Source organism: Rhodococcus sp. R1101, from assembly GCF_000278445.1.
GTDB classification, from domain to species: domain Bacteria; phylum Actinomycetota; class Actinomycetes; order Mycobacteriales; family Mycobacteriaceae; genus Rhodococcus; species Rhodococcus gordoniae.
Genome location: NZ_AJVB01000094.1, coordinates 1 through 11,057, shown reverse-complemented (window position 1 = coordinate 11,057; position 11,057 = coordinate 1). Strand labels below are relative to the sequence as shown.

At 69.6% G+C, this 11,057-nt stretch carries 6 protein-coding genes; 4 read left to right on the top strand and 2 right to left on the bottom strand.

The window, feature by feature from the left end:
- Positions 1–1,495, top strand: a 1,495-nt coding sequence (locus R1101_RS0108980) for an ATP-dependent DNA helicase (RefSeq protein WP_016933108.1), incomplete at its 5' end; no start/stop codon positions are given.
- 21 nt (positions 1,496–1,516) lie between these two features.
- On the opposite strand, the gene glgP is transcribed toward R1101_RS0108980, so the two are convergent.
- The gene (glgP, locus tag R1101_RS0108975) at positions 1,517–4,093 is read right to left on the bottom strand and encodes an alpha-glucan family phosphorylase (RefSeq protein WP_026003056.1); all 2,577 of its coding nucleotides are present in this window, start codon (positions 4,091–4,093) and stop codon (positions 1,517–1,519) included.
- A gap of 321 nt (positions 4,094–4,414) precedes the next feature.
- Between glgP and R1101_RS0108970 the strand changes: the two genes are divergently transcribed.
- The 3 genes from R1101_RS0108970 to R1101_RS0108960 are packed head-to-tail and all read left to right on the top strand — an operon-like array spanning position 4,415 to position 10,117.
- A complete protein-coding gene (locus R1101_RS0108970) occupies positions 4,415–6,433 on the top strand; it encodes a maltotransferase domain-containing protein (RefSeq protein ID WP_016933106.1) in 2,019 nt (672 codons plus the stop codon).
- Positions 6,430–8,640 (top strand): 1,4-alpha-glucan branching protein GlgB, encoded by a 2,211-nt coding sequence (gene glgB, locus R1101_RS0108965; protein ID WP_016933105.1) that lies wholly within the window; start codon positions 6,430–6,432, stop codon positions 8,638–8,640. The genes R1101_RS0108970 and glgB overlap by 4 nt, the downstream gene beginning before the upstream one ends.
- Positions 8,641–8,668: 28 nt before the next feature.
- Positions 8,669–10,117, top strand: coding sequence for a neutral zinc metallopeptidase (locus R1101_RS0108960; RefSeq protein ID WP_016933104.1), 1,449 nt, complete (start codon positions 8,669–8,671; stop codon positions 10,115–10,117).
- A gap of 58 nt (positions 10,118–10,175) precedes the next feature.
- Here R1101_RS0108960 and R1101_RS0108955 read toward each other — a convergent pair.
- Positions 10,176–11,057: tetratricopeptide repeat protein (locus R1101_RS0108955; RefSeq protein WP_016933103.1), on the bottom strand; the 882-nt coding region annotated here is incomplete at its 5' end.

Genomic DNA, 11,057 nt, shown 5'->3' with positions numbered 1-11,057 from the left:
CAGCGTCACCGCGCGCGAGTGCCTCGGCAAGTCGCGGTGCCCGGTGGGAGAAGACTGCTTCGCCGAGATCGCGCGCGCGGAGGCCGCACAGGTCGACGTGGTCGTCACCAACCACGCGCTCCTCGCGATCGACGCGATCACCGGTATCTCGATCCTGCCCGAGCACGATGTCGTGGTCGTCGACGAGGCCCACGAACTCGTCGACCGCGTCACGAACGTCGCCACGGCCGAACTGTCGTCGGGCACGGTGTCGGCGGCCGCGCGGCGCTGCGTCAAGCTGGTCGAGGACGAGGAGATCGACCGGCTCGAAGGCGCCGCCGAGAACTGGGAATCGTTCCTCGACGAGCTTCCCGCGGGTCGCTGGGACGACCTGCCCGAGGGTGCCGCGGCCGCGCTGGCCTCGATCCGCGACGCCGCCTGGGCCGTGCACACGGCGATCGGACCGGCCAAGCCCGGCACCGATCCCGAGGTCGCCGCCGCGCGCAGCCAGGCACTGGCGGAGATCGACGAGGTGCACGACTGCGCGGTCCGGGTGCTCACGACCTTCGAGCAGCGTGATCCCTCGCAGCGGCCCGACGTCGTGTGGCTGGCCGCCGACGAGTTCCGCGGCAACGTCCGCCGCACCGTGCGGGTCGCGCCGCTGTCGGTCGGTGGGCTCCTGCGCAGCCGGTTGTTCGGCGAGTCCACCGTCGTCCTCACCTCCGCGACCCTCACGGTCGGCGGATCGTTCGACGGTCTGGCGGTCAACTGGGGTCTACCGCCGCAGTCGCCCGCGCGCAGCGACACCGCCGCCGCGTCCGGTGCCGAACCACCGTCCGACAAGGGCGATCTCGCGTGGAACGGCATCGACGTCGGCTCGCCCTTCGACCATGCGAAGGCCGGGATCCTCTACATCGCCAAGCATCTGACACCACCCGGCCGCGACGGCCTGCCGCCTTCGCATCTGGACGAGATCGCCGAACTCGTCACCGCAGCCGAGGGCCGGACACTCGGATTGTTCTCCTCGATGCGCGCCGCGAAGGCCGCCACGGAGGCGCTACGCCAGCGCCTCGACACACCGATCCTGTGCCAGGGCGACGACGCCACCGGCGCGCTGGTCGAGAAGTTCGCGGCCGACGAGGCGACGAGCCTGTTCGGCACCCTGTCGTTGTGGCAGGGCGTCGACGTCCCGGGCCCGTCGTTGTCGCTGGTGATCATCGACCGGATCCCGTTCCCCCGGCCCGACGATCCGCTGCTGGTCGCCCGGCAGCGCGCCGTCGAGGCCCGCGGTGGCAACGGGTTCATGGCGGTCGCCGCCAACCACGCCGCCCTTCTGCTCGCGCAGGGGGTGGGGCGATTGCTGCGCAGCACCGACGACCGGGGTGTGGTGGCGGTACTCGACTCGCGCCTGGCGACCGCGCGGTACGGCGGCTATCTGCGCGCGTCGCTGCCGCCGTTCTGGGAGACCGCCGATCCGGCGGTGGTCCGCCGGGCACTCACGCGTCTGCGGGGGTGAGCACCCGGCGGGTCCCGACTCTCACGGGAGCGCGACCATGCCGAGCTCGGCGGGCGAGGCGAGCAGTCCGTGCCGGGGCAGCACCCGCACCGTGTACCCGACGGCGCCGGCGAGCGGCAACGGCACCGTCGCGGTGAACTCCTCCCCCAGCGGATCGGAACCGATGTGTTCCATCGGCACGGTGACGGGGTCGCTGAGCACGTCGTCGGAGCCCACACGTCCGACCACGGCCTGCACCTCCACGTCCTCCGGGGCCAGGTCGCCGAGTTGCACGTGCGCGGTCAGCCCCAGCGGCAGACCGATCTGCGGAACCTCCGGAATCGGGGTCGAATCCACTTGCGCGACACGCACTCCCGGCCAGGAGGCGTCGATGCGGTGCCGGTACTCGGCCACCGCCCGCGCCCCCGCGTAGTCGTCGGCGGTCACCTCCGCGGCCGCGGCGGCAGCGGGGATGTAGTAATCGACGGCGTAGTCGCGCACCATCCGCGAGGCGAGCACCTTCGGACCGAGATTCTCGAGCGTATGGCGCACCATCTCGATCCAACGGGCCGGCACACCGTCGGGGTCGCGGTCGTAGAAACGCGGCAGCACGGAGCGTTCGAGCAGTTCGTACAGAGCGGCGGCCTCGAGGTCGTCGCGACGGGTGTCGTCGACGCCGTCCGCAGTGGGGATGGCCCAGCCGTTCTCACCGTCGAACATCTCGTCCCACCATCCGTCGCGGATGGACAGGTTGAGGCCGCCGTTGAGGGCCGACTTCATGCCCGACGTGCCGCACGCCTCGAGCGGGCGCAGCGGGTTGTTCAGCCACACGTCGCAACCCCAGTACAGATAGCGGGCCATCGACATGTCGTAGTTGGGCAGGAAGACGATGCGGTGCCGCACGTCGTACTCGTCGGCGAACCGCACGACCTGCTGGATGAGCGCCTTGCCGCCGTCGTCGGCAGGGTGGCTCTTACCGGCGACGACGAGCTGCACGGGTCGTTCGTCGTCGAGCAACAGGGCGCGCAGCCGTTCGGGATCGCGCAGCATCAGCGTGAGGCGCTTGTAGGTCGGCACGCGCCGCGCGAACCCGACGGTGAGCACGTTCGGATCGAAGACCGACTCGATCCAGCCCAGTTCGGCGTCGGTGGCACCGCGTTCGATCCACGACTCACGCAACCGGCGACGCACCTCGGCGACGAGCTGGGCGCGCAGCGCGTTCCGGGTGGACCACAGTTCCTTGCGATCGATGGCCTGGAGCAGTTCCCAGCCGCGGGCCTCCTCGACGCGATCGGGCCCGGCGAGGCGGTTGGCGAGCGCGATCCATTCGCGCGCGGCCCAGGTGGGGGCGTGCACGCCGTTGGTGACCGAGCCGATCGGCACCTCGGCGGCGTCGAATCCGGGCCACAGTCCTTCGAACATGCCGCGGCTGACCTCGCCGTGCAGTTTCGACACGCCGTTGCAGCGCTGGCCGAGGCGCAGGCCGAGATGGGCCATGTTGAACACGTTCGGGTTGCTCTCGCGCCCGAGGGCGAGAATGCGATCGACGGTGAGGCCGGGCAGCAGCGCCGATTCGTTCTCACCGTTGGTTCCCGAGAAGTAGTGGCGCACCAGATCGATCGGGAACCGGTCGATGCCCGCGGGCACGGGGGTGTGCGTCGTGAAGACGGTGCCTGCGCGCACCGCGGCGAGCGCCTCGTCGAAGTCCAGTCCGGAGCCGGTGACGAGTTCGCGGATGCGTTCGGCTCCGAGGAAACCGGCATGCCCTTCGTTCATGTGGAAGACGTCGGGGTCGGGCAGGCCGTGGATGCGCGTGTAGGCACGCACCGCGCGAACACCGCCGACGCCGGCGAGGATCTCCTGCTTGATCCGGTGATCCTGGTCGCCGCCGTAGAGGCGGTCGGTGACCCCGCACAACTCCTCGTCGTTGGAGGGGATGTCCGAGTCGAGCAGCAGCAGCGGCACGCGCCCCACCTGGGCGATCCAGATCCGCGCGTCGAGTGTGCGTCCGCCGGGTACGGCGACCTGCACGAGCGCGGCGGTGCCGTCGGCCTCGGTGAGCAGGCGCAGCGGCAGGCCCTGCGGGTCGTAGGAGGGATAGTGCTCCATCTGCCAGCCGTCGGCGCTGAGCGACTGACGGAAATAGCCGGAGCGGTAGAGCAGGCCGACGCCGATGAGCGGCAGGCCGAGATCGGAGGCGGCCTTGAGGTGGTCGCCGGCGAGGATGCCCAGGCCGCCGGAGTAGTTCGGCAACACCTCGGTGACACCGAACTCCATCGAGAAGTAGGCGATGCCGGCGGGCAGAGTCGTGCCGCGTTCCTGCTGTTCCTGGAACCAGCGGGGGCGGGCGAGGTAGTGCTCGAGGTCGGCCGCCGCAGCGTCGAGACGGGCGAGGAAGTCGCCGTCCTCGGCGAGCGCATCGAGGCGGGCGGGCGGCACCTCGCCGAGCAGCCGGACGGGATCGTTGCTGCACCGGCGCCACAGCTCCGGGTCGACCGATTCGAACAGGTCCTGGGTCTGCGGGTGCCACGACCATCTCAGGTTCGCGGTCAGGGCTCCCAGCGCGGCCAGCCGCTCGGGAAGATGGGCTCGTACAGTGAACCGGCGCAGTGCTTTCACGGGATGCACACTACCCACCGGGGACGCTCCGTGACGGATCGACGGATCTCACGTACCGGCATCCGCGCCGGTCGCGCAGAGATCGCCCGGCAGACGGGAAGGCCTCGCGGCGTGCACACCGCGCGGCCTTCACTCCTGCGGCCCGGTCACCAGAAGTGAACGTCGAGTTACAGATATTTTCGGTGTGGCACCGGGGATCCTTCGCGGGTCCCGCCGCATGCACAGCCGTGCGCCGCGACCTCCATTACGGTGGTGCGAGACACGGTCGTTGCCCCCATCGGCCCTGCTCGTCCACCCGGACCCGCACGGAACGGAGCTAGTGTGACAGGTCGGCTCGCCATCGACGACGTACAACCCTCCATCGACGGAGGGCGTTATCCGACGAAAACGGTCGTCGGGGAGGTGGTGCCGGTCTCCGCCGTCGTGTGGCGCGAGGGCCACGACGCGATCGCCGCGACACTCGCCGTCCGAGGACCGGCCGACGACCCCGACTCCGCGGGCAAACTGGTGCGGATCCCCATGGTCCCCGGGAGTGAACCCGACACCTTCCACGCCACCTTCTCCCCCACGAGCGTCGGTGCATGGACCTACCGGGTCGAGGCGTGGAGCGACCCGGTGGCGACCTGGCGACACACGGTCACCGCGAAGATGGACGCCGGGCAGGATGCCACCGAACTCGCCAACGATCTCGAGGTCGGGGCACGGACCTTCGAGAAGGCCGCGAAGGGCGCTCCCCGCGGCAGCCGACCCGCCCTGCTCGCGGTCGCGCTGTCGCTGCGGTCCGACCGTCCGCTGCCCGAGCGCGTCGCCCCCGCCTTCTCCCCCGACGTCACCGAGATCCTCCGCGCTCATCCGCTCCGCGAACTCGTCACGCGGGGAAGGGCGTTCACAGCGTTCGCCGATCGTCGCCGCGCACTGTTCGGTTCGTGGTACGAGTTCTTTCCGCGATCCACCGGAGGGTGGCACGAGGACGGAACCCCGCGGCACGGCAACTTCTCCACCGCCGCCGCCGATCTGCCGCGCATCGCGGCGATGGGCTTCGACGTCGTCTATCTGCCCCCGATCCATCCGATCGGCAAGATCAACCGCAAGGGACCGAACAACACGCTCGTCGCCGGTCCGCACGACGTCGGGTCGCCGTGGGCGATCGGCTCCGACGAGGGCGGTCACGACGCGATCCACCCCGAACTCGGCACCGAACAGGACTTCCGCGACTTCGTCGCCCGCGCGAAGGAACTCGATCTCGAGGTCGCCCTCGATCTCGCTCTGCAGTGCGCTCCCGACCACCCGTGGGCGCGGGAGCATCCGGAGTGGTTCACCGTGCTGCCCGACGGCACGATCGCGTACGCGGAGAACCCGCCGAAGAAATACCAGGACATCTATCCCATCAACTTCGACGATGACCCGGACGGCATCTACGCCGAGGTCCTGCGCGTGGTCCGGCACTGGATCCGGCTGGGCGTCGACATCTTCCGCGTCGACAACCCGCACACCAAGCCCCCGAGCTTCTGGGAGCAGCTCATCGCCGAGGTCAAGCACACCGATCCGGACGTGCTGTTCCTGTCGGAGGCGTTCACCCGCCCGGCCCGCATGTACGGGCTCGCGCGGCGCGGATTCACCCAGTCCTACACGTATTTCACGTGGCGGGTCGCGAAGTGGGAGCTCACGGAGTTCGGTACCGAGATCGCCGCGAAGGCGGACGAGGCGAGGCCGAACCTGTTCGTGAACACCCCCGACATCCTGCACGAAACCCTGCAGCACGGCGGGCCGGGCATGTTCGCGTTGCGGGCGGCGCTCGCCGCCACCCTGGCGCCGTCCTGGGGTGTCTACTCGGGTTACGAACTGTTCGAGCACCTCGCGGTGCGGCCGGGCAGCGAGGAGTATCTGGACTCGGAGAAGTACCAGTTGCGGCCGCGACGGTTCGACGAGGCGCGCCGGCGCGGCGAGTCGCTCGAACCGTGGCTGACCACCCTCAACCGCATCCGGCGGGCCCATCCGGCTCTGCAGCAACTGCGCAACATCACCTTTCACCACGTCGACAACGACGCCCTGATCGCCTACTCGAAGTTCGATCCGTCCACCGGCGACTGCGTGCTCACGGTGATCAATCTCAACCCCTACGGAGCCGAGCAGGGCACCGTCTGGCTCGACATGCCGGCGATCGGCCACGACTGGCAGGACCACTTCCCCGTTTACGACGAGGTGAGTGGGGAACAGTACTCGTGGGGACAGGCCAACTATGTGCGCCTCGAGCCGTGGCGGGCGGTGGCGCACATCCTGGCACTGCCCCCGATCGGCATCCCCACCCGCACAACGCTCGCCTACAGGAGGCAGTCGTGACCGTGCCGCCCCAGACGCCGGGCGCCGAGGTGCCGCGCCGGCGCCACAGCCCGCGACCGGAGGATCTGGCGCTGCTCGCCGCCGGTGAGCACCACGATCCGCACGCGGTGCTCGGCGCCCACCCCCACCCGGAGGGGACGGTCATCCGAGCGCTGCGGCCCGGGGCCGAGAAGGTCGCCGCCCGCATCAGCGGCCGCGACCATCCGCTCGAACCCGTGGGAGAGGACGTCTTCAGCGCCCTGATCCCCGTCTTCGATCTCGCCGACTACCGCCTGGTGGTGACCTACCCGTTCGAGCACGTCGAGGTCGTCGCGGACGGTTACCGCTTCATGCCGACGCTGGGCGAACTCGACCGGCACCTGCTGAGCGAGGGCCGGCACGAACGTCTGTGGGAAGTGCTCGGGGCACATCCGCAGACCTACGAGACCCCCGACGGCCCGGTGACGGGCACCTCGTTCGCCGTGTGGGCGCCGGGAGCACGCGGAGTCACCGTCGTCGGCGACTTCGACGGCTGGGGTGGGCGCACCGCCCCCATGCGGGTGCTCGGATCGAGCGGTGTCTGGGAGGTCTTCCTGCCCGGCATCGAACCGGGCGCGCTCTACAAGTACCGGGTGCACGGCCGCGACGGGTCGATCCGCGACAAGGCCGATCCGATGGCGTTCGCCACGGAGGTACCGCCGGCGACGGCGTCGAAGGTCACCGAGAGTCGTTACACCTGGAACGACGAGGACTGGATCGCGACCCGCGAGAAGTCGCAGCCCTGGCAGGAACCGATGGCGGTGTACGAGGTGCACCTCGGTTCGTGGCGTCCGGGCCTGAACTACGCCGAACTCGCCGACCAGCTGGCCGAGTACGTCCTCGAGACCGGTTTCACCCATGTCGAGTTGCTGCCGGTCGCCGAGCATCCCTTCGGCGGGTCGTGGGGTTACCAGGTCACCTCCTATTACGCCCCGACCTCCCGGTTCGGCAGCCCCGACGAGTTCCGCGCGTTCGTCGACCGTCTCCACGCCGCCGGGATCGGCGTGATCATGGATTGGGTGCCCGCCCACTTCCCCAAGGACGAGTGGGCCCTCGCGCGGTTCGACGGCAGCCCCCTGTACGAACATCCCGATCCGCGCCGCGGTGAGCAGCTGGACTGGGGTACCTACGTCTTCGACTACGGCCGGCCGGAGGTGCGCAATTTCCTCGTCGCCAACGCCCTGTACTGGATCGAGGAGTTCCACATCGACGGTCTGCGTGTCGATGCGGTCGCCTCGATGCTGTACCTCGACTACTCGCGTCCCGAGGGCGGATGGACACCGAACATCTACGGCGGACGCGAGAACCTCGAGGCCGTGGCCTTCTTGCAGGAACTCAACGCCACCGTCCACAAGCACTACCCGGGGATCGTCACCGTCGCCGAGGAATCGACGTCCTGGCCGGGCGTGACCCGCCCGACGAATGTGGGCGGGCTCGGGTTCAGCATGAAGTGGAACATGGGCTGGATGCACGACACCCTCGGTTATCTCGGCCGCGACCCGGTGCACCGTACCTATCACCATCACGAGATCACGTTCTCGCTCGTGTACGCGTGGAGCGAGAACTTCGTGCTGCCCATCAGCCACGACGAGGTCGTCCACGGCAAGGGCACGCTGTGGACGCGCCTGCCGGGCGACGACGCGACGCGCGCCGCCGGTCTGCGGTCGATGCTCGCCTACATGTGGGCGCATCCCGGCAAACAGTTGCTGTTCATGGGCCAGGAGTTCGGACAGGTCGCCGAGTGGTCGGAGGAACGCGGGCTCGACTGGTGGCAGCTCGACGAGCCGCTCCACGCCGGCATCCACCGTCTGGTGTGCGACCTCAACGGCATCTACCGCTCGCATCCGGCGCTCTACACGCTCGACACCACACCCGGCGGGTATTCGTGGATCGACGCGAACGACGCCCACAACAACGTCCTGTCGTTCCTGCGCTACGGCAGCGACGGCTCGGTGGTCGCGTGCCTGCACAACTTCTCGGGCACGACCTACGCCGACTATCGTGTCGGATTGCCCGAACCGGGCACGTGGGAGGAAGTCCTCAACACGGACGCCACCGACTACCAGGGCAACGGAGCAGGTAACTTCGGTGCCGTGGAGGCGGGCGAGCACTCGTGGCACGGACGCCCCGCATCGGCTCGGGTGACCTTGCCTGCGCACGGCGCGATCTGGTTGTCGCTGCGGAGGTGACGCTGCCCGACGACAGGAGCACAACGACATGCGACGGACGCACCGGTTCACGCGACTGGTGGTGCCCGCACTGACCGTCGTCCTGCTGGCGGGATGCGCCCAGCAGATCGAAGGAACGGCGGTGTCGATCTACGACAACCCCTTCACCGTGGCGGGTCTGCCCGTCACCTCCGGGGCGTCGGGTCCGCGCAGCGGGGTGCCCGATGCGGCCGTGGAGATCGAGAACACCGACGGCGGCCCCGTCGACGTCCTCGCCGGCAACGCGATCGCCGATATCGAGGAGTACTGGCGTCAGGAGTTCGCGTCCGTCGCCCGCGGCACCTTCCGCCCGGTCGAGACGATCGTGTCGTGGGATCCGTCCGAACGACGGGGTCCGCGGTTCTGCGGCAAACCCACCTACGACTTCATCAATGCGGCCTACTGCAGTGGCGGCGACGAGATCGGCTGGGACCGCACCTTCCTCATGCCGCAGCTCATCGACAGCTTCGGTCCGATGGCGGCGGTGACGGTCCTCGCCCACGAGTACGGGCACGCCGTCCAGCACACGGCGGGTCTGGTCGCCGAGGACGATCCCGGCATCGTGTTCGAGCAGCAGGCCGATTGTTTCGCCGGCGCCTTCATGCGGCACGTCGCGGAGGGACGCGCGACGCACTTCCAGCTCGACACCTCGGACGGGCTCAACAACGTGCTCGCGTCGATGGTGCTCTTCCGCGACGTCGACCCGAACGATCCCGACTCGATCCACGGCTCCGCCTTCGAACGCGTGACGGCCGTGCAGATCGGTTTCACCGACGGGGCCGCCGCGTGTGCGCGCATCGACGCCGCCGAGATCGAGTCGCGTCGCGCCGACCTGCCGCAGTACTACGACAGCGCGGACGACGGCGAGCTGCCGGTCACCGGCGAATCGGTCGAGTCGATCTTCGAGTCGTTCCATCAGGTTTTCGATCTCGGGGCTCTGCCGCGGCTCGATCTGTCGGGTGCCGACCTCGCCTGCGCGGACGCGCAGGCCACCTCACCGGTGTCGTACTGCCCCGCGACGAACACCGTGGGCGTCGACATGGAAGCACTCTCGGAGCGCGGGACGGCCGCCCCGTCGGGAAGCGGGTTCGATTCCGGTGTCCGCGGTGACTACAACGCCTACGTGCTCGTCGCGTCGCGTTACGCCCTCGCGGTGCAGAAGGAGGCGGGGCAGTCGCTCACCGAGCCGCGCACGGCACTGCGGGCCGCCTGCCTGTCCGGGGTGATCAGCGCGGCGCTGAGCCCGGACAGCACCGTCGCGTCGAACGTCGACCCGAGCCGGGTGCTGGTGTGGCTGTCCCCCGGCGACCTCGACGAAGCGGTTTCGGGTCTGCTCACCGATGGTCTCGCGGCGAGCGACGTCAACGGCAACACGGTGCCGAGCGGGTTCGCGCGGGTGGACGCCTTCCGCACCGGGGTCCTCGGTGGCGAGGCGGCCTGCAGCGGGCGCTACCGCTGAGACGACACCGGCCGCCCACCCTGGAGGTGAGCGGCCGGTACGACGGGCCGATGACGGATCAGTACAGCGCCATCGCGAGCTTGCGACGCGACGCCACCACGACCGGGTCGGCGGCGTCGAACAACTCGAACAGTTCGAGGAGCCTGGTGCGTGCCGCGGTTCGTTCGTCCCCGGCGCTGCGACGCACGAACTCGATGAGACGACCGAACGCCGCCTCGGGTTGCTGCGCGAACAGTTCGGCGTCGGCCGCCGCGAACTGTGCTTCCAGATCGGACGGCGCGGCATCGGCCCGCTCGACCGCATCCTCTGGGAGCATGCTCGCGCGGGCCAGGAAACGCACCTGGCGCAGAGCGGCCCGAGCCTCGGTGTTGCCCGGCTCGGAATTGAGGACGAGCTGGTAGGCAGCCTCGGCGCCTTCGAAGTCGCCGTTCTCGAGCGCCTGCTCGGCAGCCTCGAAACGCGGATCGACGGGTTGCTCCTCCGGCTCGGCGCCGGGCGGGCCCGACAGCTTGCCGGCGACCGCGTTCCGGATGGCATCGAGCCACTGACGCAGCGCGGGTTCGGGCTGGACGCCCTGGAAGTCGGCGAGCGGCTGCCCGGCGGCGATCGCGACGACCGTGGGCACCGACTGCACACCGAACGCCTGGGCGATGCGTGGGTTCGCGTCGACGTCGACCTTCGCGAGGACCCACGCACCGCCGGCTTCGTTCGCGAGCTTCTCGAGGACTGGTGAGAGCTGCTTGCACGGCTCACACCAGGTGGCCCACAGGTCGACGATCACGGGCACCTGCATCGAACGCTGCAGCACCTCGGTCTCGAACGTCGCTTCGGTGACGTCCACGATCGGGGCGAGGGCACCGGGCGCGGCGCCGTCGCCACCGGCAGGAGGCGGAGGCGGCGCGGTGGCCCTCTCCTTGAGCGGTGAGAGATCCACCGCGCC

Coding starts and splice junctions, on each gene's coding strand:
- R1101_RS0108960 (WP_016933104.1), top strand. CDS start 8,669: ATGCGACGGACGCACCGGTTCACGCGACTGGTGGTGCCCGCACTGACC.